Here is a 25,949-nt window from a genome sequence, read left to right on the forward strand (position 1 = left end):
CTGACGTGACCCGGATATCGTCCTACTGTCCACTGTGCATTTCCCGCTGTGGCTGCATCTATACGGTGGAGGGCGGCGAGTTGACGGCGGTTGCGCCCAACCCTGCCCATCCCACGGGCAAGCACCTGTGCAGCAAGGCCTATGCAGCGGTTGATCTGCTGAAGCACCCGGACCGGATTCTCACCCCGCTCAAGCGCAACAATCCCAAAGGCAGCGCCGATCCCGGCTGGCAGCGCATCGGCTGGGACGAGGCGCTGCATGCCACGGCCACGGCGATGCGCCAGATCGCCGGGCAGGATGGCCCCGAGGCCATGGCATTCTGCGTCACCACGCCGAGCGGGACGGCAGTGGCGGATGGCATGCAGTGGATTTTCCGCCTGGCCAATGCGTACGGCAGCCCGAACACCGTATGGACCACGCATGTCTGCAACTGGCATCGCGATTTCGCGCCGCAGCTGACTTTCGGTTCGGATATCGGCATGCCCGAGCTTGCCGCGACGGGGTGCCTGATGCTGTGGGGAATCAACCCCCCGGCCACCTGGCTGGCCATGGCTGAGCAGATCGAACAGGCGCGCCAGCGCGGCATGCGGCTGATTGTGGTGGACCCGCGCAGCGCCGGTTTTGCCCGGCGTGCCGATGTCTGGCTGCGCATCCGGCCGGGCACCGATGGCGTGCTGGCGCTGGCGCTGGCGCACCAGTTGATCAGCAGCGGCCATTACGACCGCGAGTTCATCCTGCATTACAGCACCGGGGCCTTTCTGCTGCGGGAAGACACCGACCAGTTTCTGCTTCTGCCCGATGGCAGCAACGCCATGTGGGACGAGGCGCGCGCATGCGTCATTGCGGCACCGTCGCCGGGGACGCCAGGCCGCTTCGCCTTGTCTGGCCGGTTTGAGGTGGATACACCCGGCGGCCCAGTTGCCTGCCGCCCGGCTTTCGAACTGTTTGCCCGGCGCTGTGCCGACTATCCCCTGACACGGGCGGCGCAGGTGACCGGCATTCCTGCCGCGCAGATTGCCGAGGCCGCTGAACTGCTCGGCAGCCAGGGGCCCGTATCGTTCTACGGCTGGGCCGGGCTGAACCAGCACGACCAGGCCACCCAGACCAGCCGCGCCCTGCATTTGCTCTACGCCCTGACCGGCTGCCTGGATGCACCGGGCGGCAATGTGTTTTTCAGCAAACCGCCGGTACGCAATGTGATGGGCCGGGATCTGTTGCCACCGGGCCAGGCAGCCAAGGCGCTGGGCGTGACGGCGCGACCGCTTGGCCCCGCCCGCCATGGCTGGATTTCCGAAGCCGACCTGTATCGGGCGATCCTGCTGCAGCAACCCTATGCCGTGCGTGGCCTGCTGTCCTTTGGCGCCAATCTGCTGGCCACGCGCGCCAACCCGCAACAGGGACGGGAGGCGTTGCAGTCACTTGAGTTTTTCGCGCATGCCGATTTTTTTCACTCGGCCATGAGCCGCGACGCCGACATCCTGTTTCCCATTGCCATGCCGTGGGAGCGTGAGGGATTGCAGGCCGGGTTTTTCATCGATCAGGCGGCCGAGGCGCGGGTGCAGTTGCGCACGGCGGTGGTGCCGCCGCGCGGCGAGGCGCGCTCGGATGCCGAACTGGTATTTGAACTGGCAACCCGGCTGGGCTTGCAGGCGGAATTTTTCGATGGGGACGCCCAGGCAGGGCTACGGCATGTGCTTGAGCCCAGCGGGCTGACGCCGGAAGCGCTGCACGCTGCGCCAGAAGGCGTGGTCCTGCCGCTGCACACCCGCTACCGCAAGTATCGGGACACGGGCTTTGCCACACCGAGCGGGCGGCTGGAAATCTATGCCGAAGCGCTGCGGGCGATCGGCCAGCCGCCGTTACCGGAATTTCGCGACGTGCCGCCCCCAGCGGAATTTCCCCTGCTGCTGACCTGCGCCAAACTGCCCGATCGCTGCCATAGCCAGCACCAGCAAGCGCAGCGAGCGGGGCGCGGCGAGCGGCTGCCGCTGATCATGCTGCACCCAGACGCCGCGGCAGAACGCGGTATCGCGGAAGGCGAAACCGTCAACGTCCAGTCACCTTACGGGACCATGCGCGCCCGGGCGAAGCTCGATGCCAGTCTGGATACGGGCACAGTCTGGGCGCACTACGGCTGGTGGCAGGCGGTGCCCGGCGAAGCCGGGGAAATGGCGGCCAATTATGCCGGCCTGATGGGACCGGCAAGCGACCCGGTGAGCGGTTCGGCCTTGCTGCGCGGGCAGTATTGCCAGGTTGTGAAAGCCTCTCCGAACTCGTGTGAGTAGATTAAAGGCGTCGGTGGGAAAGCCCCTTTTTTCGTTTCATTGACCCTGGCTCAAGCCTGCCACCCCTGCCAGCACAACGCCTTCATGCGCGCACAGTAACCGACAAGATTGCCGAGCGACTTGCCATGCGCCTGGAGCGGATTGCCGTGGGGCTGATCCAGGATGTTGGCGAGAAAGGCATACAGGCTCATATCCAGGCTGCGTGGCGCGGCACCAAGAAAATAGGGTTTGTCGCCCAGCAGGCCTGCCAGGGCATCCAGAATCGCCTTGCCCCTGGCGTAGGCGCCCTGCGGATCTGCGCGGGTAAGCCCTCTCTGGCCCATCTGTCGCAGCAACATCCGGCGCAGCAGGAACAGCACCGGGCCACGCATGCCCAAGGGCAGGTATTTCACCAGATCCGGCCTGAATACCGCCCAGCCGGCAGGATCGCCCCAGCGCATGTAGGTAACCTGCCAATAGAGTTGTTCCTCTACCAGTTCGCGCACGAAAAAAGCTGTCGCCCGCTCGGCCTCGCTCAAGCCGGCGTCCAGGTGTACCGGTTCCCGCTTCTCGAAATGATCGATGATGGCCTCGGAATCGGTAATGCTATGGCCATCCTCCACGATGAAGGGGATCTTGCCGGTTGGCGACTTGCGTGGCCCGCTGGGCACCACCTTGTAGGGAATGCTGCGAAACCGCAAATAGGTTTCCACCTTCATGCAGAATGGACTGGCATTGGGCAAGCCCCAGAAAGGGCGGAACTGGTGTAGTTCAATCATCGGCATGGCTCTTTGGACAGGGTGAGCGATTAAGGTTTCATGGCATTATCGAGAAAAACAACGACGTCGCCGATCTGGCGCTCCAGATCTTCGTAATGGTCATGGCTCCCCTTCACCAGAAGCAATTTGTCCTTCCGCTTGCATCGGGCGAGCAATGCGTGTGCTTCCGCTACGGGAACCATCGCATCCCCGGTGCCGTGAACCAGCAGAACCGGGCAGCGTATGCGCCCAATGGTGTTGAGTGGCGCAATATCGTCGAAACGATAACCGATCACGTGCTGGACGTAGCGCAGGATATACCAGCCGAAAGGAAAATAAGGCATGCGCCGGGTGGCCAGCAGGCGGCGCATGATCGTCTCGGGATGCGCAAAGGCGGCGATGCTGACCACGGCCGCCAGATCGCTCCGGCGCGAGGCGGCAAGCATGGCGGCGGCCGCTCCCACGGAATGGCCGACCACCCCTACTCGTCCGGGATCCACGCCCGGCTGGCATTTGAGCCAGTCCACCGCATGCTCGATATCCTCGGCGAAACGGGGCATGGAAGAGAAGGTGTCCAGGTCGCTTCGCCCATGGCTGCGCGCATCGAAAAGCAGCAGCGCGTAACCGGCACGATGCAGTGGCCCGGCAAGGGAAAGCATCGTCCCTGCATTGCCGCCCCATCCGTGTATTACTACCAGCGCGGGTGACGCTCCCGGCGCTGGCGCCGGAATAAGCCAGGCGGAAATCCGTTTTCCGTTGGCGGTTGGGATTCGCGTTTCCGAATAGGTCAGCCCCAGCGTACCCGGCGTGGACCGCCCCACCACTTTCGGCGCACGCAGGCTCCAGCGAATCAGTGCGTTGAGCGCCGCGACAGCCACCCCGAAGCCGGCCACCAGCAGCAAAAAAGTCACGGTGCCGGGCATTTCATTGAAAATGGCCATGATCAGCATTCGCAAATATAGCCTATAGCCGGGTGCCGGTCACGGTTTCCCGCAGGGCGGAATTCCGAGACACAGGGTCTGCCTTTTGCCACCCTCAATTACACTGCCGCCGCCAGCGGCTGGATCGCAGCCAGATTCGCGGCCAGCGCTTCGTGCGCGATCGCCAGATCGTAGTGCGCCTGCAGGTTCAGCCAGAACTCGGCTTCCATGCCGAAGAAAACACCCAGGCGGGCGGCGGTATCGGCGGTGATGCTGCGCTTGTCGGCGACGATTTCCCCGATTCGAGCATGGCCAGCACGATTTCCAGTTCGCTGCAGCAGATATCGATGAGCTTCGAGCTGGCCTGCGGCTTGCTGATCGCGGGCGGGTATCTGGGCGACCTGCCGCAGACCGGCCGCGTGGCGGTGACGAGCACGCTGCACTACGCCTTTCTGACGCTGGGTGGGCTGACGATGCTGTCGTCGCTGTCGTTCTGGTCGCTACGCCCCGGGGACGGGGAAAGCGCCAGCCCCAAGACAAAACGATCAAAAACGCATTTGTGGTAATCGGCCGGATTTTGCAAACCCAATTGCGTATGTCGCATTTCAAGGACACACACAACTCGTCCTAACTTTCTGTTTTATTGGGTCATTTCTCAAAGCTGTCGGATTGGGTGTCGCCGTTAAGTGACATTTGGTGCGGCTCGCTGCTCCGAACCGCACCGGATAAATTGGTTATCTGCCTGTTTACTAAAGGGCTTTTTCTGTTGGTCCGGGTATTGCTGAGTGGGGCGTGTTGCGGTCATTTATGGCCGCAACCGCGCTATGGCGTTTCTGCAACCCTGCTCACCGAGAGAGTCCCATTCCCATGCTCAAGAACTTTATGCACCCCGGCAACGTAAAAACCGATTCGAACAGGACCAGCCCTACGGCGGGTCATTCGACGCACGAACCCGCCAAGCGGGCCGAGCCCGTCAAGCCGGTCGAGTCCCCCAGGGCAGAAGCCTATCCGGGGCGCACAAATAACGCGCCGAGCGAAGACGGCAACAAGCTCATCGTCGGACCGAACATCAAGTTGAAGGGCTCTGAAATCACCGATTGCGAAATTCTGGTGGTAGAAGGCCGCGTGGAAGCATCGATGAACAGCCGCGACATTCGTATTGCCGAAGGCGGCGTGTTTTCGGGCAAGGCCGAAATCGATGTAGCGGAAGTGCACGGAACCTTCGAGGGCGACCTGACCGCGCGCAAGCGTCTGGTGATCTATGCCACCGGCAGGGTTTCCGGCGTGATCCGCTACGGGGCGCTGATGGTCGAGGAAGGCGGCAGCATCAGCGGTGAAGTGGCGACGCTTTCAGCCGGCGCACGCCTGACCAAGGTTCCGGAAACGCCTGCGCAGACGGCTGAACCGGTTCAAGAAAAGACAACCGAACGGGAACAGATCCAGTTCGGCTCCACCCTGGCCCGAAACCAGGCAGGAAAACGTCAGGGCTGATCGCGGCCTGAAGGGGGACTGTCTGCGATAAACGACTGCTTCCGCCGACGCGGCCATGCCGGATCGGGAGCGTTCAGGATCAGGCGTTAAATCGCGCCAGCTTTTGCGTCTGGTCAACGCGTTCCCAGCTGAAGTCCGGCTCGGTCCGCCCAAAATGCCCGTATGCGGCAGTCTGCCGATAGATGGGGCGACGCAGGTCGAGGCTGTCGATGATGCCGCGCGGGGTCAGCTCGAAGGTGCCGCGCACCATCGCTTCCAGCTTTTCATCCGGCACGGTTCCGGTGCCGTAGGTTTCGATCAGCAGGGAAACCGGCTCGGCCACACCGATGGCATACGCCAGCTGAACCAGGCAGCGCCTGGCATAGCCCGCGGCGACGAGATTCTTGGCGATGTAACGGGCCATATACGCCGCCGAACGGTCGACCTTGGTCGGGTCTTTGCCCGAAAACGCGCCGCCGCCGTGCGGGCATGACCCGCCATAGGTGTCGACGATGATCTTGCGGCCGGTGAGGCCGGTGTCGCCGTTGGGGCCGCCGATTTCGAAGGGGCCGGCGGGGTTGACCCACAGCTTGAAGGTCGGAGTGCGCAGCGCCATCGGCACCAGCGGGTCGACGATTTCGCGTGTGATTTCCTGCGTGACCCAGGCGGGGTCGAGGTCGCGCTCGATCTGGGTGGAGATAATGACGTTTTCGATACCGGCGACCTGGTGGCCTTCGTAGGCGACGGTGACCTGGCTTTTTGCGTCGGGGCGCAGCCAGGGCAGGGCGCCGGATTTGCGCAGCTCGGCCTGTTTTTGCACCAGGCGATGCGCCAGCCAGACCGGGTAGGGCATTAAATCCGGGGTCTCGTCGCAGGCGTAGCCGAACATCAGCCCCTGGTCGCCGGCGCCGATGTCGCCGCCGGCCAGGGTGATCCCTTTGTGAATCTGGAAGGACTGGTGATTGAAGCGCACCTGCACTTCGCAGGTGTTGGGGTCGATTCCGGTTTCGGCATCGCGATAGCCGATGTCGCGCAGCACTTGGCGGGCAATCGCTTCGGCGCGGTCCTGAACCTCGCTGAAGAGTTCCTTGCGGACGGTTTTGAACTCGCCGGCAATCACCACCAGGTTGTCGGCCACAAAGGTTTCGCAGGCCACTTTGGCCTCGGGTTCTTCAGCCAGAAAGGCATCCAGAATGGCGTCCGAAATCTGGTCGGCAATCTTGTCCGGATGGCCTTCGGACACGGATTCGGAGGTAAACAAATGGCGGCGGAGGTTCATGGTGCGTTTCCTGTGTGACGGGGTGTGTTGATGGGTTAAAGGTTTCGTGCAGCGAGCCGCCAGAGCGACGTCACCTCGGCCGCGCGCGCGGCGTGAAGTGGATCGGCGGCATCGGCGGCGCGGGGATGCGTGGGTTTGGCGTCCATTCGCCCCACTATATTCAAACCCGCAGCGTCGAGCGCAGCCAGCAAGGCCTCGCGCGAGCGCAACCCCAGATGCTCGGCCAGGTCGGACAAAATCAGCCAGCCTTCGCCGCCCGGCTCCAGGTGCGCCGCCAGCCCGTTCAAGAAGCCCAGCAGCATGCGGCTCTCCGGATCGTAGACCGCACGTTCGATCGGCGAGTTGGCGCGCGCGGGCAGCCACGGCGGATTGCAGACGATGAGCGGCGCGCGGCCTTCGGGGAACAGATCGGCCTCGACACCCTCCACCCGCCCCGCAAGGCCGAGCCGGGCGATGTTCTGGCGTGCGCACGCCAGGGCGCGCGGGTCCCGCTCAGTCGCGATGACGTGCTTGACCCCTCTCTTGGCAAGCACGGCAGCGAGCACGCCGGTTCCCGTGCCGATGTCGAAAGCCAGCTTCGATGACGGCAGCGGCGCCTCGGCCACCAGCCCCACGTACTCGCCGCGCACCGGCGAAAACACGCCGTAGTGCGGGTGGATACGGTCGCCGAGCGCCGGGACTTCGACGCCGTTTTTGCGCCACTCGTGGGCGCCGATCACGCCGAGCAATTCGCGCAGCGAGACCACCGAGGGCGCCTCGCCCGCACCATAGGCTTCGGTGCAGGCCTCTTTCACATTCGGCGCGCGGCGCAAGGGAATGCTGTAGTCCGCCTCCAGCGGCACCAGCAGCATGCCCAGGGTGCGGGCGCGCTGCGACTGGACCTGGCGATAAAAATTGAAGGCTTCGATCGGCGACGCCGCGGCTTTGCGCGGCTTGCGGTCGATACGACGCGCGATGGCCTGCAGCAATTGGCGCGCATTCTGAAAGTCGCCGCGCCACAGCAACGCGGTGCCCTCGCTCGCCAGACGATAGGCCGCATCGGCCGTGATGCGGTCGTCCGCGACCATCGCGCGCTTGGGCGCTGGCGCGCCGCTCTCGGCGCGCCAGCGGGCAGACCGGGGCTCGTCTGCCTCAGTCCAGCTCATGTCGGAAACCATCATGTCAGGCACGGCGGGGATACCACGAATAGGGATGGGCGGCGCCTGGCGTCTGGTTCAAACAGACTCCAGGCAACGATAAGTATTTACTGCTTTTTGTCGGGCTGGCGCATCGTCAGAGCTTCGCGCTGCGCCCGCCGTCCACCGCCAGGATCTGCCCCGTCACAAAGTACGTGTCCATCGCGAAGAAGCGCACCGCCAGTGCGATGTCGTGGGGATCGCCGGCGCGTTTCAGCATGGTGTGCGAGACGATGCGCTGGCGCGAGACCTCGTCGAAATTCACATCGCCCTCGGGCCACATGATCGGCCCGGGGGCGATGCCATTGACGCGCACTTCGGGCGCCAGTTCGCGCGCCAGCGACTTGGTGAGCCCGACCAGGCCGGCCTTGGCGACGGAATAGACGACGTAGCTTTTCATCGGCCGCTCGGCGTGGATGTCGGTGATGTTGATGATGCAGCCGCGGCGTTTCTTGAGTTCGGGGGCGGCGGCCTGCGCCAGGAACATGGGCGCCTTGAGGTTGCTGCCCATCAAGTCGGCCCAGTCCTTTTCGGTAATGTCGCCGACCGGGGTGGGATAGAAGCTCGACGCATTGTTGAGCAGGACGTCGAGGCCGCCGAACGTGGCGACGGTCTGGTGAACCAGGCTGGGCAGCCCGCCGGTGTCGTGCAGATCGGCCTGGATCAGCGCCACCGAATCGGGGCGGATGGCATTCAGTTCATCCTGCAGCGCGCGTGCCTCGGCCACCGAGCTGCGGTAATGAATCGTCAGGTTGGCGCCTGCCGCATGCAGCAGACGCGCCGATGCCGCGCCCACCCGCTTGGCCCCGCCGGTAATCAATACGACTTTGCCTCGCATCGGGATTCGCCTTTATAGTCACTCGATTCTGGATTATCCAGCCATTCCGCATTATCCCTGAACTGTCCGACCCATGCTTCCCGCCCCCACCCCCGATGCCCTTGCCCACAGCCAGCGCGTCGCCGCGCATCTACGCACGCTGATCGACGCGGCGGGCGGCTGGCTTCCATTCTCGCGCTACATGGAAGCGGCGCTCTACGCCCCCGGCCTCGGCTACTATGCTGCCGGGGCGATGAAGTTCGGCGCGGCCGGCGACTTTGTCACCGCGCCGGAACTGACGCCGCTGTTCGGCCGCACTCTGGCGCACGCGCTGGCGCCGGTGCTGGCGGAGACCGGCGGCGAGGTGCTGGAACTCGGCGCCGGCAGCGGGCGGCTGGCGGCGGACCTGCTGGGTGAACTGGAACGGCTCGATGCGCTGCCCGCATGCTATTCGATTCTGGAAGTGAGCGCCGACCTGCGTCAACGCCAGCAGGAAAACATTGCGCGCAAACTGCCGCAGCTTGTCGACCGGGTGCTGTGGCTGGATGCACTGCCCGCGCATTTCAGCGGCGTCATCCTCGGCAACGAAGTGCTCGATGCGCTGCCGGCGGAGCTCGTGCACTGGACGGATAACGGCCCGCTTTCACGCGGCGTGATCGTGGAAGGCGAGGCCTTCGCCTGGCAGGACCGCCCCATCGCCGACCCCGTGCTGCGCGCCCGCGCCGATGCGCTGGATCTCGCGCCCGGCTATGTCTCCGAAATCAACCTGGCCGCCGACGCGCTGATCGGCTCGCTCGCTCAGGTACTCGACCGCGGGCTGATCCTGCTGATCGACTATGGCTTTGTCGCCGCCGAGTACTACCACCCGCAGCGCCACATGGGCACGCTGCGCGCGCATTACCGCCACCACGCGCTGGACGAACCGTTCTATCTGCCGGGCTTGTGCGACCTCACCGCGCATGTCGACTTCAGCGCGGTGGCGCGGGCGGCAACGGCGGCCGGACTGGAGCTTGCAGGCTACGCCAGTCAGGCGGGTTTTCTGTTGAATAGCGGGCTGACCGAACTGCTGATGCAGACGCCGCCCAGCGACGCGGCGGCGTATCTGCCGCAGGCCAATGCGGTGCAGCGGCTGGTCTCGCCCGCCGAGATGGGCGAGCTGTTCAAGGTGATCGGGTTCGGCAAGGGCGGCATCGCGCCGCTGGCGGAGTTTGCGCGCGGCGACCGTAGGCATTCGCTTTAACCCAGCATCAATCGGTGCACGGAGTGCACCCTACCGCGATGCCCAGCCACGCCAATAAAAGGTCTGTCATTGCGGGCTTCGAGACGCAGTCCGGTCCTGTCCCGGATCCCGCGGCCCGTGGGGCCTCGGCTATGACAAGACCTACATCAGCGGCAGTTGCGTGGTTTCTTCCGGCGGCAGACGGGTGACGCGCACGGCGTGCAGACGGCGGCTGTCGGCGCGCAATATGCTGAACAGGAAGCCGTCGAACTGGACCGACTCGCCGCGCTTGGGCAGGTGGCCGAAGCGCGAGACGACGAGACCGCCGACGGTGTCGAACTCCTCGTCGGAGAAATACGCGCCGAGGGTCTGGTTGAAGTCCTCGATTTCGGTGCCGGCCTTGACGCGGAACACGCCTTCGTTCTCGCGGATGATGTTGTCCTCGGTTTCGTCGAAGTCGTATTCGTCCTCGATGTCGCCGACGATCTGCTCCAGCACGTCCTCGATGGTCACCAGGCCTGCAACGCCGCCGTATTCGTCGACGACGATGGCGATGTGGTTGCGGTTGGAACGGAACTCCTTCAACAGCACGTTGAGCCGCTTCGATTCGGGGATGAACACGGCGGGACGCAACATGCCACGAATGTCGCTGTCGGATTCGGCATAGTGCCGCAGCAGGTCCTTTGCCAGCAGGATGCCGATGACGTCGTCGCGATCCTTGTCGATGACCGGGAAGCGCGAGTGCGCGGTTTCGATGACATGGGGAATGAACACTTCGGGCGCATCGTTGATGTCGATGACGTCCATCTGCGCGCGCGGGATCATGATCTCGCCAACCCGCATTTCGGATACCTGCAGCACACCCTCGATCATCGCCAAGGCGTCGGCATCCATCAGGTTGTTTTCGTAGGCGCCGTGCAGCAGTTCGATCAGCTGTTCACGGTCTTCGGGTTCGCGCATCAGCCAGTGGGAGATGCGCTCGAGCAAGCTCGGTTTAGGACTACTGTCGGACTCCATAAGGGGGGTAACGGTCAGGAAAAATAAGGATTGGGGATGTGAAACCGTTTCAGTATAGCGATTTCGCGCGATTCCATGATTTCGGCCTCTGCCGGGTCGATATGGTCGTAGCCCTGCAGGTGCAGCACGCCGTGGATGGTCATGTGGGCATAATGGTCCTTCAGCGGCTTGCCCTGTTCCAGCGCCTCGCGCTCGACCACCGGCGCGCAGATCACGACATCGCCGCCGAGCACGCCGCGCCCTGCTTCATCGTGGCCGATTTCGCCATATTCGAAGGTCAGCACATTGGGCACGTAGGCCTTGTCGCGGTAGTCCCGGTTGAGCGCCTGCGCTTCCTCGGCGTCGACGATGCGCACGCTGATCTCGGCAGGATGCTCCAGCGCGGCGGCGACCCAGCGTCGGACCTGCGCGCGGCTCGGAAGATCGTCCGCGTCGCTCGCGAACTGCACCGACAGGCTGAATTCAGGCGCCACGCTTTTCGTTTTCCGCGCGGCGCGCGGCATAGGCGTCGACGATGCGGCCGACCAGCGGATGACGCACCACGTCTTCGGACAGGAAGTGGGTGAAGGCGATCCCGCGCACGTCGCCCAGCACCTCGACGGCGTCCATCAGGCCGGATTTGACGTGCTTGGGCAGGTCGATCTGCGTCGGGTCGCCGGTGACCACCGCGCGCGCGCCAAAACCAATTCGCGTAAGGAACATCTGCATCTGCTCGGCCGTGGTGTTCTGCGCCTCGTCGAGGATGATGAAGGCGTGGTTGAGCGTGCGCCCGCGCATGAAGGCAAGCGGCGCCACCTCGATGGCGTGGCGTTCGATCAGCCTTGTGACCTTGTCGAAGCCCATCAAGTCGTACAGCGCGTCGTACAGCGGGCGCAGGTAGGGATCGACCTTTTGCGTGAGGTCGCCCGGCAGAAAGCCGAGCCGCTCGCCGGCCTCCACCGCCGGGCGCGTCAGCACCAGGCGCTTGACCTGCTCGCGCTCCAGCGCATCGACCGCGCAGGCGACGGCCAGATAGGTCTTGCCGGTGCCGGCTGGACCGACGCCGAAGGTGATGTCGTGGCTGCGGATCTGCTCGATGTAATCGCCCTGGCGCGGGGTGCGCGCGCGCAGGTCGGCGCGGCGGGTGCGCAGCGCGGGACCTTCCTCGTCGGCGCGGCCGCGGGTGATTTCGACCAGGCCGAGCTGGATGTCGTCGAGGGAGAGCGTATCGTGCGCGCGGTTGTAGAAGTGCTCGATCGCGGTTGCGCCTTTTTCCGCCTGCGCAGCGTCGCCGCTGACACGGAAACTGGCACCGCGGCGGCCGATGGTGACGTCGAACGCCGCCTCGATCTGCCGCAGGTTCTCGTCCATCGGGCCGCACAGATTGGCCAGGCGCCGGTTGTCTTCCGGGGCCAGGCGCAGTTCAACGATATCGGTTTTCAAGCGGTTTCGCTTTCGGTGATGGCGACTTCGCCGCGCAAGCTGTGCGGCAGCGCCTGGGTGATGGTGACGTCGACAAACTGGCCGATCAGGCGCGGCTGCCCGGCGAAGTTGACGATGCGGTTGTTATCGGTGCGGCCGGCAAGCTCTTCCGCGTTTTTGCGGGCGTGGCCTTCGACCAGCACGCGCTGCACGGTGCCGACCATGGCCTGGTTCACCGCCTGCGCCTGCGCCTCGATCTGCGCCTGCAGTCGCATCAGCCGCTGCGTTTTCAGCGCGGCCGCCACGTCGTCCGGGTAGTCCGACGCCGGGGTGCCGGGGCGCTTGCTGTAGATGAAGGAGAAACTGGCGTCGAAATCGAGTTCCTGGATCAGCGTCATCGTCGCCTCGAAATCGGCTTCGGTCTCGCCCGGAAAACCAACGATGAAGTCGGACGACAGGCACAGGCCGGGGCGCTGCTCGCGCAACTTTCTGACGATGGATTTGAATTCGAGCACGCTGTGGCCGCGCTTCATCGCCGCCAGGATGCGGTCGGAGCCGCACTGCACCGGCAGATGCAGATGCGACACCAGCTTCGGCAGCTTGCCGTAGGCCTCGATCAGCCGCTGCGTCATTTCGCGCGGGTGGCTGGTGGTGTACCTGATTCGTTCAACGCCGGGAATCTCATGCACCATTTCCAGCAGGAACGCGAGGTCGGCGGTGCCGCCCTCTTCCAGCGCGCCCTGGTAGGCGTTGACGTTCTGCCCTAGCAGGGTGACTTCCTTCACCCCGCGCCCGGCAAGGTTGGCCACTTCGGCGATGACGTCGTCGAACGGGCGCGAGACTTCCTCGCCGCGCGTGTAGGGCACGACGCAAAAGGTGCAATATTTGGAGCAGCCTTCCATGATCGACACGAAGGCCGAGGCGCCTTCGACGCGCGCGGGCGGCAGATGGTCGAACTTCTCGATTTCGGGAAAGCTGATGTCGACCTGCGAGCGGCCGGTCGCGCGGCGTTGGGCGATCAACTCGGGCAGGCGATGCAGCGTCTGCGGGCCGAACACCACGTCGACGAAGGGCGCGCGCGCCACGATCGCCGCGCCTTCCTGGCTCGCCACGCAGCCGCCGACGCCGATGATGAGCTTGGGGTTGGCCTGCTTGAGATGGCGCACCCGGCCGAGTTCGTGGAACACCTTTTCCTGCGCCTTCTCGCGCACCGAGCAGGTATTGAACAGGATGACGTCGGCGTCGTCCGGCGTGTCGGTCGGGGTCAGGCCTTCGGCCAGATTGAGCACATCGGCCATCTTGTCCGAGTCGTACTCGTTCATCTGACAGCCGAAAGTTTTGATGTAGATTTTTTTCATGATCCTAGCAACCGTAGTCGGACACACTCGATGGTGCGTTTGGGCGGGTGTCTGCCACGAAGCGACGAGAGCGGGGCTGTTGCCGCGTTAGCGGCTTTACGACTCCGGCCTACTCCTTGCGGGTACAAAGGCAGGCGCACGACCGGACGTGCCAGCGGGTGTGTAGCGTTGCCTACCTCCGGCGGAGCGTCCGGGCGACGGTAAGCTCCGCATTCGTGCGGGCTTGATCGGAGTAGAAAGCGGTCGACTGCGGTTGCTGGGATCATATGCCGGAACAGTGAATAGACTGGGGGCAGGGCTTACGCCGCGCGGCTTTAATTCAAGCGGCGACGAAAAGGAATCTGGTGGTGATGAGTGGACTTGAACCACCGACCCCCGGATTATGAATCCGATGCTCTAACCGACTGAGCTACATCACCTTGGGGACAGCTTTCCCGGCAGAGGACGGCCGAAAAGGGGCGCATTTTAGCTGGGCAGGCGACTCTTTGTCAAAAAGCCCTTATGCCCAATTGTCGAATTTCAGTCCCTCGACTCGTTCAAACTCACGCACATTGTTCGTAACCAGCGTATACCCCAAACTCAGCGCATGCGCTGCAATCTGCATATCCAGCGCGCCGATTGTTTTGCCCTGGCTTTCCAGCGCAGTGCGCACACGAGCGTAATGCCACAAGACGGCTTCATCCAGGGGCAACACTTCAAGCGGCACCAGAAACTTTTCCAGCGCCACCCTGTTGCGCGCGGAGCCACTCTGTTCCACTCCGTAAGCCAATTCAAGCGCAGTGACGATGGAAACGCCTATATCCCCCGCACTGCAATCGTAAAACCGTGCCAGCACTGAAGGCGGGCGGCGATTAATGAGGTAAATGCAGATATTGGTATCCAGCAGATACCTCACGGCTTGATCGCTTCCCGTGCCGCCTGATCCTGCGCCCCGCGCGCCATCTCAAAACCCGGCTCGAACTCGTTCAGCGCCTCCTCAAGAATTCCCCAAGGGTTGTCCTTGGGGAGTAACAGTACGCCGCCTCCGAAATGTTTAACCACCACTTCGGTACCTTCGAAGCGGTAGGCGCGAGGCAAACGCACCGCTTGGCTGCGGCCTGTTACAAATAATTTTGCAGTTTCCATCGTGTCCTCCTCTGGTGATACGTATCATCAGTATCTACCATACTTTACACAAAGGCTATCCCTCATCCGCCAAACAGGATTACTGCGGCCGCAGCTTCGCCAGTTCGTCGAGCAGGCTGATCAGCAGTTCGCGCCCCAGCGGCCCCATGCCGGCGACCAGCTGGTCGGCGTCGCGCTCGCCGTTGACCAGCCGGCGCATGCGCCCGCCTAGGAGGGCCATGTCGCCGCCCGCCTTCATCATCTGCTCGGCCATGTTGGCGAGCACTGACATCGCCTGCGCGTCGCCCCGTGCCGAGGCATCGATCAGCGCGGCCAGGCCGGGAGCGGCACCGCTGCCGTCCGGCTGGGCGTTCAGCGGCGGCAGGGTGGCGGGGTTGTCGAAGCCGCGCAGGATGGCGTCGAGCAGGATGCTGTCTTCCTCGTCCAGCCCCAGTTTGATCGAGGGATCGCGGCGGCCATTGACGACGTGGCGCAGCGCACCCACCAGCCGCGGCCAGCCGGCCTGCTCGGCGGCATCGAGCTGTTTCATCAGGTCGGGCAGCTGGCTGCGGTCGCGCAGCGCGTTGACGACGGCATGGATGAAGGCTGCGTGGACGTGCAGGACCTGGTCGACGGCGGAAGGGAGTTGGGCCATTTTTGTGTGAAGGGTGAAGGGTGAAGGGTGATTGTCCGGTCAGGGCAGCGGCGTGGCAAATGCTGACCGCGCAGGCACGTTTTCGATTTTCCAGTGCGCGGCAGTCCATGCCAGTAGTTCGGCCGGTTCGGCGCCCGTCAGCTCGGCGGGCGGCGGGTGGCCGAGCGCGGCGAGGGCCTGCGCCAGTATGGCGCTCCGCCCGGTTTCGGGCAGGGCGGGGGCCAGGGTCTGCTTGGACAGCTTTTGCCCGGCGGCGTTGATGACGAGCGGTACATGAGCGTAGCTCGGGGTCGGCAGGCCGAGCAGGCTTTGCAGATAAATCTGCCGCGGAGTGTTCCACAGCAGGTCGGCGCCGCGCACGACGTGGCTGATGCGCTGGAAGGCGTCGTCGACCACCACCGCCAGCTGGTAGGCGAACAGGCCGTCGGCGCGCCTGACGATGAAGTCGCCAACCTCATACGCCAGGTTCTGCTGCAGCTCGCCGTGGATGCGGTCGTGGAAGCGGGCATTCACATCCGGCACCCGCACGCGCCAGGCACGCGCGGTTGCACCGGCCGACAAGCCGTTGCGGCAGGTGCCGGGGTAGATGATCTCGCCCTCGTGGTTGCGCGGCGCCAGCGCGAGCTGGCTGCGGGTGCAGGCACACGGATAGAGCGCACCGATTGCCTGCAGCGTGGCGAGCGCCTCGGCATAGGCGTCGTCGCGCTGCGATTGCACCAGCACCGCGCCGTCCCAGGCGAGGCCATAGGCTTCCAGCTGGCGCAGGATGGTGTCGGCCGCGCCGGGCTCGCAACGCGGCCGGTCGAGGTCTTCCATGCGCAGCAGCCAGCGACCACCGGCGGCGCGGGCATCGAGCCAGCTCGCCACCGCGGCAACGAGCGAGCCGTAGTGCAGAGGGCCGGAGGGGGACGGCGCAAAGCGCCCAACATAATAGGGTACGGAGTTCACCCGGCAATTATGCCGCGCGGGGCTTTATCCTGATGCGGCGCTGGTGCAGGTTTCGATAGCGCGCGGGAAGCTACAGGGCGGGCACTATCAGGCGCCAAAGGCAAAGTCCGCGTTGAACGGCATGCGGGCTACAGGATAATGGCCGCGAAAAAAACCCCTGCCAGCAGCAAGGCCGCGGATTCGCACCACTCGATGCCCGCACCCAGGATGTCGCCGCTTTGTCCGCCAAGCTTGAGCCGCATCCAGACGCCCCAGAGGAGGGCCGGGACCACCGCGGCGAAAGCAAACGGCGACGCTGCGCTGATTGCCGCCAGGGCCAGGCCGCCCGCGATCCAGCCCGTACGGTTGCCGGACCGGGAAAGCCGTTCCCCCAGGCCCGGTTTCAGCGGCGGCAGCAAGAGCGCCCAGCCGGCCGCCGACCAGCGCGCCCAGGCCGGGATCAGCACCAGCGCCAGCCACGGCAGCTCGAGCGTGAGCAGCCAGTGCAGCAGCACCAGCTTGGCTGTCAGCTGCAGCACCAGCGCGATGACGCCGAAGCTGCCGACATGCGGGTCGGCCAGCACCGCCAGAAAGCGCGCGGGGTCGCGGTGCGCCGCGCCCAGCGCATCCGCCGTGTCGGCCAAGCCGTCGAGATGCAGGCCGCTGGTGATCCAGGCCCACGTCGTCACCCCGGCCAGCGCGCCCAGCCACGGATCGAGCGCCGCCCCCAGGGCGGCGGCCAGCGCCACCGCCGCCCCCACCACCAGCCCGGCCGCCGGGAACCACACCAGCGCGCGCGCGAATTCGGCAGGCTGATAATCGCGCACCGCGGGCAGCGGCAGCCGCGTCAGGAAACCGAGGGCGAGGATCAGTCCGCGCATCGCAAGGCCATCAAGAGCGGCGGCGCCCCGGCCAGCCACGACAGCACGAAGCTGGAGCCGGGGGTCAGCGCCACCCGGGCGCGGTAGCCGTCGGTCAGCCCCAGTACGCGCGCCAGCACCGCGCGCATCGCGCCGGCGTGGGCGACGACGAGCGTGGGCGCGCGGGCGGTCTCGCCCAGCTGGCTCAGCGCCGCGCTCACCCGCGCATCCAGCGCGTCCAGCGTTTCGCCGCCGGGCGGAGCGTGGCGGCGCGGATCGCGTATAAAAGCCGCATGCGCATCGGCATCGCGCGCGGCGGCCTGGTCCGGGCGCAGGTCTTCCCAAACGCCGAAATCGAGTTCGCGCCAGTCGGGATCGGCGCTGCAAGCGATCCCCCGCTCGGCGGCGGCTTCGCGCGCGAAATCGAGGCAGCGCCGCACCGGGCTGCTCACGATCGCGCCCCAGGCCGGCATCGCCGCAAGCGCTGCGCGCATCTGCGCCCGGCCGCGCGAGGTGAGCGGCGCATCGCTGCGCCCACGGTACACGTGCGCCGCGCCCGTCACCTCGCCGTGGCGCAGAAAACCGAGCAGCACCGGCTCTGCGGCGGGTTTAACCATTACTGGCCACCCCGGCTTCGGCAAAGGTCGCCATGCCCGCATGCAGCGCGCACGCCAGCCGCAACAGCGGGATGGCCGCCGCCGCCCCGCTGGCCTCGCCCAGTCGCATGTCGAGCACAAGCAGCGGCTGCGCATCGAGTGCGTGCAAAATAGCGGCGTGGCCGGACTCGGCGGAGGCGTGGGCAAACAGCATCCAGTCGCGCGCGCCGGGGTTCAGGCGCACCGCCAGCAGCGCCGCCGCACTGCAGATAAAGCCGTCCACCAGCACCGGCAGGCCCGCTTGCGCCGCCGCCAGATAGGCGCCTGCCAGCGCGCCGATCTCGAACCCGCCGACCGCGCACAGTGCCTGCAGCGGATCGGACGGCGCCGCCGCCAGGCCGTGCAGCGCCAGCGCGCGGTCGATGATCGCCGCCTTGCGCGCCACGCCGGCGCGGTCGACGCCGGTGCCCGCGCCGGCCAGCGCCGCGCCCGGCAGCCCCAGCAGCGCGCACGCCAGCGCCGCCGCCGTGGTGGTGTTGGCAATGCCCATTTCGCCGCCGATGAAGAGGTCCGCGCCGGCGGCCTGGGCGCGCGCGCAGGCCGCCGCCCCGGCATCGAGCGCAGCGTGCGCCTGCGCCGCGCGCATCGCGGGCTGCTGGCAAAAATTGGCGGTGCAGCACCCCACCTGCGCCTGGATCACGCCCGCCACCGGCAACCGGGCGAGTGTGCCGACATCGACCACTTCAAGCGTCGCCCCGGCTTCGCGCGCAAGCACGCTGATGGCCGCGCCGCCGCCGACGAAGTTGGCGAGCATTTGCTGGGTGACGGCCTGCGGGAACGCCGATACGCCCTCTGCGGCAACGCCGTGGTCGGCCGCGAAAATGCTGATCCACGGCTGCTGGATGCGCGGCAGCGTCCTGCCCTGCATCGCGGCGAGGGTGACAGCCAGCGTTTCCAGCCGCCCCAGGCTGCCGGGCGGCTTGGTGAGCTGGGCCTGGCGCGCCAGCGCGGCAGCGCGCACAGCCTCGTCCAGCGGTTTGGCGGCGGCATGGGGGTTCATTGTGGGTTTCCTTTCAGGATGAGCGGCAGGCCGGCGGCCACGAACACCACTTCGTCGGCAAGCTGGGCGAAGTCCTGGTTCAGCCAGCCGGCCTCGTCGACGAAACGGCGCGTAAGCTCGCCCAGCGGGACGATGCCGAGCCCGGTTTCGTTGCCGACCAGGATCAGGTCGTCGTCGCGGCGCGCGGCCAAGGCGGCGAGCAGCGCGGTGCGCGCGCCGTCGAACGCAGCGGGGTCCGGCTGGCACAGGCAGTTGGTCAGCCACAGGGTGAGGCAATCGACGACGATGCAGCCCGCCCCCGCCGCGCGGATCGCGCCGGCGAGGTCCAATGGCGCCTCGATGGTGGTCCAGTGCGGCGGGCGCTCGGCCTGGTGGCGCGCGATGCGGGTCGCCATTTCGGCGTCCTGCGCCTGGGCGGTGGCGATGAAGAAAACGGGTTTGCCTGTCGCCTGCGCGCGCTGCAGAGCGAGGCGGCTTTTGCCGCTGCGCGCGCCGCCGAGAATCAGCGTCAGCATGGCAGCTCCAGCAATCGACGCAGCGCGCGGGTATCGAGATGGGCCTCCACCGCGTCGGCCAGGCGGTCGATGGCGGCGTCGCGCAGTGCGGCGATGTCGGGGCTGGCGCCGCCGCGCAGGCCCGCCCACGCCAGCAACGCATCGGCCGCGGCGGGGGTGTCGAACAGCCGGTGCAGGTAGGTACCGCGCACCTGGCCGTCGTCCGATATTGCGCCGTCGGGCCGGCCATCGAGCCAGCACAGGGGTTGAGCGAGCGCCGCGCCGCTGCTCACCCCAGCATGTATTTCGTAGCCCGCCACCGGCGTCGTGCCGTCGGCCAGCGTGCCCGCGACGTTGCGCAGCTGCTTGCCGCCGGCGAGCGTGGTTTCGAAGTCGAGCCAGCCGAAGCCGGGGCTGCTGCCCGCTTCGCCTTCGATGCCCGCCGGATCGTGCAGGGCGCGCCCCAGCATCTGAAAGCCGCCGCAGATGCCGAGCAGCTTGCCGCCGTAGCGCAGATGGCGATCCAGGGCGGCGTCCCAGCCGTAAGCCGCCAGCGCGGCGCGGTCGGCGCGCACCGTTTTCGAGCCCGGCAGGATGACCAGGTCGGCGGGCGGCAGCGGCTGGCCCAGCGCGACAAACTGCAGATCCACCTGCGGATGGGTGCGCAGCGGATCGAAGTCGGTGTGATTGGAAATGTGCGGCAGCACCGGCACCACCACGCGCAGCGCAGCGGCCGGGGCCGGCGCAGTCGCGGCAGGCAGCGCGTCCTCGGCTTCGAGGTGCAGGCCGTGCAGATAGGGCAGCACACCGAGCACCGGCTTGCCGGTTTTTGCTTTGAGCCAGTCGAGCCCGGATTGCAGCAGCGCCAGCTCGCCGCGGAAGCGGTTGATGACGAAGCCCTTGACGCGCGCCTGCTCGGTTTCGGACAGCAGGGCCAGGGTGCCGACCAGATGCGCGAACACGCCGCCGCGGTCGATGTCGGCGACCAGGATCACCGGGCAGTCGGCGGCCTCGGCAAATCCCATGTTGGCGATGTCGTTGGCGCGCAGATTGATTTCCGCCGGGCTGCCCGCGCCTTCGACGATGACGGCGTCATACCGCGCTGCCAGCCGGTGGTAGGAATCGAACACAGCCGCGCGCGCCGTCGCCTTGTAGGCGTGGTAATCCAGCGCGTGCATGTTGCCGATGGCGTGGCCCTGGACGATGACCTGCGCGCCGGTGTCGGAATTGGGCTTCAACAACACCGGGTTCATGTCGGTGTGCGGCGGCAATCCGCTTGCTTGGGCCTGCACCGCCTGCGCCCGCCCGATCTCGCCGCCATTGGCGGTCACCGCGCTGTTCAGCGCCATGTTCTGCGGTTTGAACGGCACCACTCTCACCCCCTGCCGCGTCAGCCAGCGGCACAGCGCCGTCACCAGCGCGCTTTTGCCGGCGTCGGACGTGCAGCCCTGCACCATCAGGGTAGTCATGACGCCAATGCCGCGGCGAGCCGCGCCCAGTCGGATTCGTGGTGCGGCAGCCCAAAGCGCAAGCCGGACGGATCGGCGAACAGGCGGGTCAGAATGCCCTGCCGCGCCAGGCGTTCGTGCCGCTCGGCGGCATCGGGGATGCGCACCCACTGGAACAGCGCGGTACCGCCCGCCGGTGCCAGCCCGTGGCTGCGCAGCAGATCGGTCAGACGCGCGCCCGCCGCCAACAGGACCGGACGCGCGGACTGCTGCCAGGCGGTGTCGGCCAGCGCTGCGCGCGCCACCCAGCGCGACGGCGCGCTCATGGCCCACGGCCCCAGCCGGTCGCCGAGGGCGTCGAGCACGGCCGGTTCGGCCAGCACGAAGCCGACCCGCGCGCCGGCCAGGCCGAAAAACTTGCCGAGGCTGCGCAAGACGATGAGGCCGGGACGCGGACACCGCCCGGCCAGGCTGGCTTCGGGAGTGGCGTCGATGAAAGCCTCGTCCACCACCAGCCAGCCGCCGCGCACAACCAGGCGGGCATGCCAGTCGAGCAGTTCGGCCGGGGCATAGGTTTGCCCGCCGGGGTTGTTGGGATGCACCAGCACCAGCACGTCGAGCGCCTCCACCCCCATGGCGGCGTCCCACGCAAGGACCGCATGGCCGGCGGCGCGCCAGGCGTGGGCGTGCTCGGCATAGGCCGGATACGGCACGCCCACCCGACTGGCGGCGCGCAGCCGCGGCAGCGCCTGGATCGCGGCCTGCGACCCCGCCACCGGCAAGATCTCGCTGCAGCCGTAATACGCGGCAGCGGCTTGCACCAGGCCGTCTTCGGCTTCGGGCAGGCGCTGCCAGACGGCGGCCGGAACGGGCGGCGCCGGCCAGCCCGCCGGGTTGATGCCGGTGGAAAGATCCAGCCAGCCGGCCGGCTCGATGCCGTAGCGCGCGGCCGCGGCGAGCAAGGCGCCGCCGTGCTCAAGCATGGCCGACGCCCCATGCGAGCAACGCGGCCATGGCGAGGACCGCCAGCCACAGCAGCACGCCGTGGCGCACCAGCGTGAGGGCGCGCGCGATGTCGCCGCCCTGCGGCGCGGCGCCCTGCCCCAGCGCGGGGCGGGCTTCCGTCCGCCCGCGATACGCCGCCGCGCCGCCCAGGCGTATACCCAATGCGCCCGCGCCGGCAGCCATCACCGGTCCGGCGTTGGGGCTGTCCCATGCCGGGGCCTGGGTGCGCCAGCACACCAGCGCCAGACGGGTGCGGCCCAGCAGGGCGTAGCTCAATGCGGTCAGGCGTGCCGGGAAAAAATTGAGGACGTCGTCGAGCCTGGCCGCCGCCCAGCCGAACTGCCGGTAGCGCGGCGTTTTGTACCCCCACATGGCATCCAGTGTGTTGATCAGGCGGTAGCCCAGCGCGCCCGCCGCACCGGCGACGAGGAACCAGAACAGGGCGCCGAACACGGCGTCGTTGCCGTTTTCCAGCACCGACTCGACGGCTGCGCGCGACACCCCTTCGGCATCGAGTGCGGCGGTGTCGCGGCTCACCATCATCGAGACACCCGCGCGCGCGGCGCCCAGGTCATCACGCGCCAGCGCGGCCGCCACCGGTTCGGCATGCCGGTGCAGGCTTTTAAGGCCAATCGCGGCATACAGCACGAGCGCGCCGAACAGGGCGCCCGCGACCGGCTGCTGCTGCAGCCACCAGGCGAGCGCGACGCCCGGCGCCACCAGCAGCGTTAGCGCCGCCGCGCCGTGCAGCCGATGCCCGCGCCCGTCGAGGTTCATCCGCGCCTCCAGCCATGCCGCCAGCCGCCCGAATCCCGCCAGCGGGTGAAGCCGGCGCGGCTCGCCGAGGAGGGCGTCGAGAAGCAGCGCCAAGCCGGCGAGAAGCGCGCTCAGGACTGCCCCCGGCGGTTCTCGAACAGACGGTCGACGACGGCGCGGCGGCTCACAGGTCGATGCCGCGCTGCGCCTTGACGCCGGCGCGGAATGCGTGTTTTTCGTCGGCGACGACCGACACCGTGTCGGCCAGCTCGATCAGGGTATGCGGTGCGGCGCGCCCGGTGACGATGACGTGCTGCATAGCCGGCCGGTGGGCCAGCGCGTCGAACACGTCGTCGGCATCGAGATAGCCGTAGCTCAAGAGATACGTCAGCTCGTCCAGCACCACCAATTGATATGAAGGATCGGCAAGCATGCGCGCGGCCACCGCCCAGCCGCGCTCGGCGGTGGCGATATCCCGTTCGCGGTTCTGCGTGTCCCAGGTAAAGCCGTCGCCGGTGACGTGCCACTCGACGCCGGGCTGGCGGCCGAAAAAGGCTTCCTCGCCGGTGTCGGTGCGGCTTTTGATGAACTGCACCACGCCGATCTTCATGCCGTAGCCGAGCGCGCGCGCCACCGTGCCGAAAGCCGACGTGCTCTTGCCCTTGCCGTTGCCGGTGATGACGATGAGCAGCCCGCGCTCGTCGGTGGCGGCGGCAACCGCGGCGTCGATCAGCGCTTTCTTGCGCGCCATGCGCGCGGCATGGCGCGCGCTGCGCCCGGGCGGCACGGATTCAGCGCTCACAATGGGCGCCCATCAGGGTGCGCGGGCCATCGTCGCGCCGGAAGGCCGCCGCCGCCAACGCAACATGCACGGCCGCCGCCGCGCCCAGATACAACATGAACGTACCCAGCATGTGCGGGAAATATTGTTCGAGACGCGGGACGAAGCCGGCCAGCGTCGGCTCGGCAAAGCGCCCGGAGAAGAAGTAGAAGCCGCCGCTGGTGAGCAGCTCGGCCACCGCCACGACCGCCAGCGCGACGCCAATAAGCCTGGCCAGGCCGAGCAGGGATAGCCTGTGGCCACGGGCGTAGAAGCGCCCGCCGGCGAACAGCGCAAGATAGGCCGGGATCAGCAGCCAGTAGGCCGGCGACACGCAGAAATCCGACACCCCACCCCAGGTGATGGCGGCGTAGTCGATCGCCACGCTGGCGGCGATCAGCGCGGGGACCACCCACAACGCCCGCACATACACGCCCAGCAGGAAAAAGATCGCCCACGAGGCATCGGGCAGGGAATGGATGCCGGCCCAGTGATGGCTGCGGGTAAGCAGCATCAGCAGGGTCAGCGCGAGGCCGATCGCGATTTGTTGTCGGCGGGCGAGGTTCAGCATGGCGGCTCCTTTGTCGGGGTTGAGGTCATTGTATAAGGCGGAATCACCGCCCACTGCTTATCTGCCTGGCTGGTAGCGCAGGCTCACGAACAGGCTGCGTCCCGGCGTTTCGTAGAAGCGCGTGCTGGTTCGCGCCAGCGCATAGTCCTTGTCGAACAGGTTGTCGATGCGGGCCCCGAGCCGGGTGTCCTGGTTCAGCGTGTATTCGTAGACGGCGTTGACCAGGCCGTAGCCGGCCAGTGGTTTCGTTCCATTCACGTCCAGGCGCTGCGAATAGGCGCTGCCTTCGATGCGCAGGCCATGGCTACCGAAGGTGCGCGCGGCGCTGAGCGTGAGGCTGTTTTCAGGGCGCCGGTCCAGCTGCAAACCCGTGGCGAGATTGACGGCCAGCACGCGGGCCAGGCCTGCGCGCCAGTCCCAATCCAGCCAGCGCGCATGCCCGCTGAGTTCCAGGCCGCGCATCCGCGCCGAGCTGATATTTTCCGGCTGCCAGTCGTAGGTCGTCAGGATTTCCCCGTCCGCCCCAATGCCACCGGAAATGACGGTCGGCGTCCACTCGATCAGGTCATCGACCTGCGTTTCATACAGGTTCACCGCCGCACCCCAGCCCGCCTGCCGGTAATTCAGGCCCAGCTCGCTGGTTCGCGAGGTCTCCGGTTTCAGATCCGGATTGCCGCCCGTCGTGTAGGTGTCGCTATAGGTGTCGGCACCGATGGTGTAGCTGTAGGGGCCGTCCACACTGAGGGGCCAGTACAGGTCGTTGACGGTGGGGGCCTTGAAGGCGGTACCGTGTCCGGCCGTGAATCGCAGGCCCGGCGCCAGTTCGCGCCCCCAGCGCAGGTTCCAGGTGTCCTGGCTGCCGAAGGCGTCGTGCCTGTCGCGGCGCGCGCCAATCTGCGCCTCTCCGCCCAGGGCCGCAAAGCGGTACTGCGCGAACAGGCCGGTGTTTTCAAGGCGCTCGTCGAGCAGACCGCTGTTGTCCTTGCTGGCATGATCCTTCCAGTAGTCGAGGCCCAGGCTGAGCTGCCCCGGCTCGAACGAGAGGTCGTGTTGCCAGGACAGGCTGTTGCGGCGGGTCTCGATGCGGGCAGGAACGAAGGGGCTGTAGGACGTGTAGCTGTCGAGGCTGTTGCCCAGGGTCAGGCTATGCCGCCATTGCGTGCCGGCCTGGTGGTCGAGCTTGAGGCTGGCGGTACGGTTCCTGTAATCGTTGTCGCCCGTGTTGGCATCCAGTTCGTTGCGTCCCCAGGACTGGGCAAGCCTGGCGGCCAGCCCCAGGTCGGATGTCAGGCGGCCATCGACGCCAAGCGCCAGATGATTGCGGTCGAAGCCGAATGCGGTGCTGTCGGTGGAAAAAGTGGGCAGCCCGTCCGTGCTTTCGCGCCCGGCTTCCACGCTGTAGCGCCAGGCATCGCCGCCGCCGAGGCTGAAATCGAGGGCGCGGGTGCCGCGGCTGCCCGCAGTCAGCTTGACACTGGGGCCGGCGGAACGACGGGTGAAAATCTGGATCACCCCGCCGATGGCATCGGAACCGTACAGGCTGGAGAAGGGGCCGCGCACGATCTCGATGCGCTCGATCTGTTCCGGCGAGAGTGCATTCCAGTCGTACTCGCCCGTGGTCGCGGAAGCGGCGCGCACACCGTCGACCAGCACGAGGACATGCCTGGCGGCGGCACCGCGCACAAAGACGGCGGCGCTCTTGCCTTCGCCCCCGGTGCGGGAAACATTGATGCCCATCTGCTGTTCGAGCAGCGCCATCAGGTCGTTGGCCTGGCTGCGCTCGATGTCCCGGCGGGTGATGACGGTGACCGAAGCCAGGCTCTCATCTGCGGTTTGTGCCGTGCGCGTAGGCGTGACGACAATAGTTTCGCCGACAAATTCCGGCAGGGTTTCCGCATGGGCGGATGCAATGAATGCGGCGCCCAGGGCAAGCGCGAGAGGGGTTTGACCCATGATGAATGTCCGGTTTGGGCGC

Annotated in this window: 27 protein-coding genes and 1 tRNA gene; 3 read left to right on the plus strand and 25 right to left on the minus strand. The window is 66.6% G+C overall.

The annotated features are described in order from the left end of the window. Nucleotides 1-5 precede the first annotated feature (5 nt). The gene (locus ACZ41T_RS09080; RefSeq protein ID WP_464921077.1) at nucleotides 6-2,285 is read left to right on the plus strand and encodes a molybdopterin-containing oxidoreductase family protein; all 2,280 of its coding nucleotides are present in this window, start codon (nucleotides 6-8) and stop codon (nucleotides 2,283-2,285) included. Nucleotides 2,286-2,335: 50 nt separating this feature from the next. On the opposite strand, the gene ACZ41T_RS09085 is transcribed toward ACZ41T_RS09080, so the two are convergent. The 3 genes from ACZ41T_RS09085 to ACZ41T_RS09095 all read right to left on the minus strand — a co-directional run bounded on the left by ACZ41T_RS09085 (nucleotide 2,336) and on the right by ACZ41T_RS09095 (nucleotide 4,385). Further along, on the minus strand, nucleotides 2,336-3,043 hold the full coding sequence (locus tag ACZ41T_RS09085) for a glutathione S-transferase family protein (protein ID WP_464921078.1): 708 nt from the start codon (nucleotides 3,041-3,043) through the stop codon (nucleotides 2,336-2,338). A 29-nt stretch (nucleotides 3,044-3,072) separates the two neighbouring features. After that, nucleotides 3,073-3,972: an alpha/beta hydrolase gene (locus ACZ41T_RS09090; RefSeq protein WP_464921079.1), complete on the minus strand. Its 900-nt coding sequence runs from the start codon at nucleotides 3,970-3,972 to the stop codon at nucleotides 3,073-3,075. An 89-nt stretch (nucleotides 3,973-4,061) separates the two neighbouring features. Continuing rightward, on the minus strand, nucleotides 4,062-4,385 hold the full coding sequence (locus ACZ41T_RS09095) for a HigA family addiction module antitoxin (protein WP_464921080.1): 324 nt from the start codon (nucleotides 4,383-4,385) through the stop codon (nucleotides 4,062-4,064). Between the two features lie 364 nt (nucleotides 4,386-4,749). Here ACZ41T_RS09095 and ACZ41T_RS09100 point away from each other — a divergent pair, with 364 nt between their 5' ends. After that, nucleotides 4,750-5,433, plus strand: coding sequence for a bactofilin family protein (locus ACZ41T_RS09100; protein ID WP_464921081.1), 684 nt, complete (start codon nucleotides 4,750-4,752; stop codon nucleotides 5,431-5,433). Between the two features lie 79 nt (nucleotides 5,434-5,512). Here ACZ41T_RS09100 and metK read toward each other — a convergent pair whose 3' ends face one another. The 3 genes from metK to ACZ41T_RS09115 all read right to left on the minus strand — a co-directional run bounded on the left by metK (nucleotide 5,513) and on the right by ACZ41T_RS09115 (nucleotide 8,704). Continuing rightward, entirely contained in the window at nucleotides 5,513-6,691 is a 1,179-nt protein-coding gene (gene metK, locus ACZ41T_RS09105) for a methionine adenosyltransferase (protein WP_464921082.1), read from the minus strand. A gap of 35 nt (nucleotides 6,692-6,726) precedes the next feature. Next, on the minus strand, nucleotides 6,727-7,836 hold the full coding sequence (locus ACZ41T_RS09110; protein ID WP_464921083.1) for a methyltransferase: 1,110 nt from the start codon (nucleotides 7,834-7,836) through the stop codon (nucleotides 6,727-6,729). Between the two features lie 127 nt (nucleotides 7,837-7,963). Next, nucleotides 7,964-8,704, minus strand: a complete 741-nt coding sequence (locus tag ACZ41T_RS09115) for a pteridine reductase (protein WP_464921084.1) — start codon at nucleotides 8,702-8,704, stop codon at nucleotides 7,964-7,966. A 73-nt stretch (nucleotides 8,705-8,777) separates the two neighbouring features. Between ACZ41T_RS09115 and ACZ41T_RS09120 the strand changes: the two genes are divergently transcribed. After that, on the plus strand, nucleotides 8,778-9,923 hold the full coding sequence (locus ACZ41T_RS09120; protein WP_464921085.1) for a class I SAM-dependent methyltransferase: 1,146 nt from the start codon (nucleotides 8,778-8,780) through the stop codon (nucleotides 9,921-9,923). Between the two features lie 141 nt (nucleotides 9,924-10,064). On the opposite strand, the gene ACZ41T_RS09125 is transcribed toward ACZ41T_RS09120, so the two are convergent. The 19 genes from ACZ41T_RS09125 to ACZ41T_RS09215 all read right to left on the minus strand — a co-directional run bounded on the left by ACZ41T_RS09125 (nucleotide 10,065) and on the right by ACZ41T_RS09215 (nucleotide 25,927). Next, nucleotides 10,065-10,919, minus strand: coding sequence for an HlyC/CorC family transporter (locus ACZ41T_RS09125; protein ID WP_464921086.1), 855 nt, complete (start codon nucleotides 10,917-10,919; stop codon nucleotides 10,065-10,067). A 14-nt stretch (nucleotides 10,920-10,933) separates the two neighbouring features. Further along, the gene (gene ybeY, locus ACZ41T_RS09130) at nucleotides 10,934-11,392 is read right to left on the minus strand and encodes an rRNA maturation RNase YbeY (protein ID WP_464921087.1); all 459 of its coding nucleotides are present in this window, start codon (nucleotides 11,390-11,392) and stop codon (nucleotides 10,934-10,936) included. Beyond that, entirely contained in the window at nucleotides 11,382-12,341 is a 960-nt protein-coding gene (locus tag ACZ41T_RS09135) for a PhoH family protein (protein ID WP_464921088.1), read from the minus strand. The genes ybeY and ACZ41T_RS09135 overlap by 11 nt, the downstream gene beginning before the upstream one ends. Then, entirely contained in the window at nucleotides 12,338-13,681 is a 1,344-nt protein-coding gene (miaB, locus tag ACZ41T_RS09140; RefSeq protein WP_464923954.1) for a tRNA (N6-isopentenyl adenosine(37)-C2)-methylthiotransferase MiaB, read from the minus strand. Before miaB ends, ACZ41T_RS09135 begins: the two co-directional genes overlap by 4 nt. A gap of 339 nt (nucleotides 13,682-14,020) precedes the next feature. Further along, nucleotides 14,021-14,097: transfer RNA gene (locus tag ACZ41T_RS09145), tRNA-Met, on the minus strand. An 80-nt stretch (nucleotides 14,098-14,177) separates the two neighbouring features. Continuing rightward, the gene (gene vapC, locus ACZ41T_RS09150) at nucleotides 14,178-14,573 is read right to left on the minus strand and encodes a type II toxin-antitoxin system tRNA(fMet)-specific endonuclease VapC (protein ID WP_464921089.1); all 396 of its coding nucleotides are present in this window, start codon (nucleotides 14,571-14,573) and stop codon (nucleotides 14,178-14,180) included. Beyond that, the gene (locus ACZ41T_RS09155; RefSeq protein ID WP_464921090.1) at nucleotides 14,570-14,803 is read right to left on the minus strand and encodes an antitoxin; all 234 of its coding nucleotides are present in this window, start codon (nucleotides 14,801-14,803) and stop codon (nucleotides 14,570-14,572) included. Before ACZ41T_RS09155 ends, vapC begins: the two co-directional genes overlap by 4 nt. 79 nt (nucleotides 14,804-14,882) lie before the next feature. Continuing rightward, nucleotides 14,883-15,437 (minus strand): hypothetical protein, encoded by a 555-nt coding sequence (locus ACZ41T_RS09160; protein ID WP_464921091.1) that lies wholly within the window; start codon nucleotides 15,435-15,437, stop codon nucleotides 14,883-14,885. A 39-nt stretch (nucleotides 15,438-15,476) separates the two neighbouring features. Next, a complete protein-coding gene (gene gluQRS / locus ACZ41T_RS09165; protein WP_464921092.1) occupies nucleotides 15,477-16,385 on the minus strand; it encodes a tRNA glutamyl-Q(34) synthetase GluQRS in 909 nt (302 codons plus the stop codon). A 128-nt stretch (nucleotides 16,386-16,513) separates the two neighbouring features. Beyond that, the gene (gene cobS, locus ACZ41T_RS09170) at nucleotides 16,514-17,245 is read right to left on the minus strand and encodes an adenosylcobinamide-GDP ribazoletransferase (RefSeq protein ID WP_464921093.1); all 732 of its coding nucleotides are present in this window, start codon (nucleotides 17,243-17,245) and stop codon (nucleotides 16,514-16,516) included. After that, nucleotides 17,233-17,841: a histidine phosphatase family protein gene (locus ACZ41T_RS09175; RefSeq protein ID WP_464921094.1), complete on the minus strand. Its 609-nt coding sequence runs from the start codon at nucleotides 17,839-17,841 to the stop codon at nucleotides 17,233-17,235. Before ACZ41T_RS09175 ends, cobS begins: the two co-directional genes overlap by 13 nt. Further along, entirely contained in the window at nucleotides 17,834-18,880 is a 1,047-nt protein-coding gene (gene cobT / locus ACZ41T_RS09180) for a nicotinate-nucleotide--dimethylbenzimidazole phosphoribosyltransferase (RefSeq protein ID WP_464921095.1), read from the minus strand. The genes ACZ41T_RS09175 and cobT overlap by 8 nt, the downstream gene beginning before the upstream one ends. Beyond that, entirely contained in the window at nucleotides 18,877-19,395 is a 519-nt protein-coding gene (gene cobU / locus ACZ41T_RS09185) for a bifunctional adenosylcobinamide kinase/adenosylcobinamide-phosphate guanylyltransferase (protein ID WP_464921096.1), read from the minus strand. The genes cobT and cobU overlap by 4 nt, the downstream gene beginning before the upstream one ends. Beyond that, the gene (locus tag ACZ41T_RS09190) at nucleotides 19,389-20,843 is read right to left on the minus strand and encodes a cobyric acid synthase (RefSeq protein WP_464921097.1); all 1,455 of its coding nucleotides are present in this window, start codon (nucleotides 20,841-20,843) and stop codon (nucleotides 19,389-19,391) included. The genes cobU and ACZ41T_RS09190 overlap by 7 nt, the downstream gene beginning before the upstream one ends. Further along, nucleotides 20,840-21,805 carry a threonine-phosphate decarboxylase CobD gene (cobD, locus tag ACZ41T_RS09195; RefSeq protein WP_464921098.1) on the minus strand — a complete coding sequence of 322 codons (966 nt, stop codon included), beginning with the start codon at nucleotides 21,803-21,805 and terminating at the stop codon, nucleotides 20,840-20,842. The genes ACZ41T_RS09190 and cobD overlap by 4 nt, the downstream gene beginning before the upstream one ends. Then, nucleotides 21,798-22,718 carry an adenosylcobinamide-phosphate synthase CbiB gene (gene cbiB / locus ACZ41T_RS09200; RefSeq protein WP_464923955.1) on the minus strand — a complete coding sequence of 307 codons (921 nt, stop codon included), beginning with the start codon at nucleotides 22,716-22,718 and terminating at the stop codon, nucleotides 21,798-21,800. Before cbiB ends, cobD begins: the two co-directional genes overlap by 8 nt. Nucleotides 22,719-22,767: 49 nt before the next feature. Then, nucleotides 22,768-23,334 (minus strand): cob(I)yrinic acid a,c-diamide adenosyltransferase, encoded by a 567-nt coding sequence (cobO, locus tag ACZ41T_RS09205; RefSeq protein WP_464923956.1) that lies wholly within the window; start codon nucleotides 23,332-23,334, stop codon nucleotides 22,768-22,770. Nucleotides 23,335-23,374: 40 nt separating this feature from the next. Next, complete coding sequence (locus ACZ41T_RS09210; protein WP_464921099.1) at nucleotides 23,375-23,974, minus strand: hypothetical protein; 600 nt, start codon at nucleotides 23,972-23,974, stop codon at nucleotides 23,375-23,377. A gap of 57 nt (nucleotides 23,975-24,031) precedes the next feature. Beyond that, nucleotides 24,032-25,927 carry a TonB-dependent receptor domain-containing protein gene (locus ACZ41T_RS09215; RefSeq protein WP_464921100.1) on the minus strand — a complete coding sequence of 632 codons (1,896 nt, stop codon included), beginning with the start codon at nucleotides 25,925-25,927 and terminating at the stop codon, nucleotides 24,032-24,034. Nucleotides 25,928-25,949: the final 22 nt, after the last annotated feature.

The organism is Thiobacillus thiophilus (genome assembly GCF_055378705.1).

Bases quoted from the DNA above. Each gene is read 5' to 3' on its own strand.
- ACZ41T_RS09090 (WP_464921079.1), bottom strand. From the start codon at position 3,972: ATGCTGATCATGGCCATTTTCAATGAAATGCCCGGCACCGTGACTTTT.
- cobU (WP_464921096.1), bottom strand. From the start codon at position 19,395: ATGCTGACGCTGATTCTCGGCGGCGCGCGCAGCGGCAAAAGCCGCCTC.
- cobO (WP_464923956.1), bottom strand. From the start codon at position 23,334: ATGGCGCGCAAGAAAGCGCTGATCGACGCCGCGGTTGCCGCCGCCACC.
- metK (WP_464921082.1), bottom strand. From the start codon at position 6,691: ATGAACCTCCGCCGCCATTTGTTTACCTCCGAATCCGTGTCCGAAGGC.
- ACZ41T_RS09125 (WP_464921086.1), bottom strand. From the start codon at position 10,919: ATGGAGTCCGACAGTAGTCCTAAACCGAGCTTGCTCGAGCGCATCTCC.
- ACZ41T_RS09155 (WP_464921090.1), bottom strand. From the start codon at position 14,803: ATGGAAACTGCAAAATTATTTGTAACAGGCCGCAGCCAAGCGGTGCGT.
- ACZ41T_RS09115 (WP_464921084.1), bottom strand. From the start codon at position 8,704: ATGCGAGGCAAAGTCGTATTGATTACCGGCGGGGCCAAGCGGGTGGGC.
- ACZ41T_RS09160 (WP_464921091.1), bottom strand. From the start codon at position 15,437: ATGGCCCAACTCCCTTCCGCCGTCGACCAGGTCCTGCACGTCCACGCA.
- cobS (WP_464921093.1), bottom strand. From the start codon at position 17,245: ATGCGCGGACTGATCCTCGCCCTCGGTTTCCTGACGCGGCTGCCGCTG.
- ACZ41T_RS09120 (WP_464921085.1), top strand. From the start codon at position 8,778: ATGCTTCCCGCCCCCACCCCCGATGCCCTTGCCCACAGCCAGCGCGTC.
- cobT (WP_464921095.1), bottom strand. From the start codon at position 18,880: ATGAACCCCCATGCCGCCGCCAAACCGCTGGACGAGGCTGTGCGCGCT.
- cobD (WP_464921098.1), bottom strand. From the start codon at position 21,805: ATGCTTGAGCACGGCGGCGCCTTGCTCGCCGCGGCCGCGCGCTACGGC.
- ACZ41T_RS09175 (WP_464921094.1), bottom strand. From the start codon at position 17,841: ATGGTTAAACCCGCCGCAGAGCCGGTGCTGCTCGGTTTTCTGCGCCAC.
- ACZ41T_RS09190 (WP_464921097.1), bottom strand. From the start codon at position 20,843: ATGACTACCCTGATGGTGCAGGGCTGCACGTCCGACGCCGGCAAAAGC.
- ACZ41T_RS09085 (WP_464921078.1), bottom strand. From the start codon at position 3,043: ATGATTGAACTACACCAGTTCCGCCCTTTCTGGGGCTTGCCCAATGCC.
- ACZ41T_RS09215 (WP_464921100.1), bottom strand. From the start codon at position 25,927: ATGGGTCAAACCCCTCTCGCGCTTGCCCTGGGCGCCGCATTCATTGCA.
- ACZ41T_RS09100 (WP_464921081.1), top strand. From the start codon at position 4,750: ATGGCCGCAACCGCGCTATGGCGTTTCTGCAACCCTGCTCACCGAGAG.
- ACZ41T_RS09110 (WP_464921083.1), bottom strand. From the start codon at position 7,836: ATGAGCTGGACTGAGGCAGACGAGCCCCGGTCTGCCCGCTGGCGCGCC.
- ACZ41T_RS09210 (WP_464921099.1), bottom strand. From the start codon at position 23,974: ATGCTGAACCTCGCCCGCCGACAACAAATCGCGATCGGCCTCGCGCTG.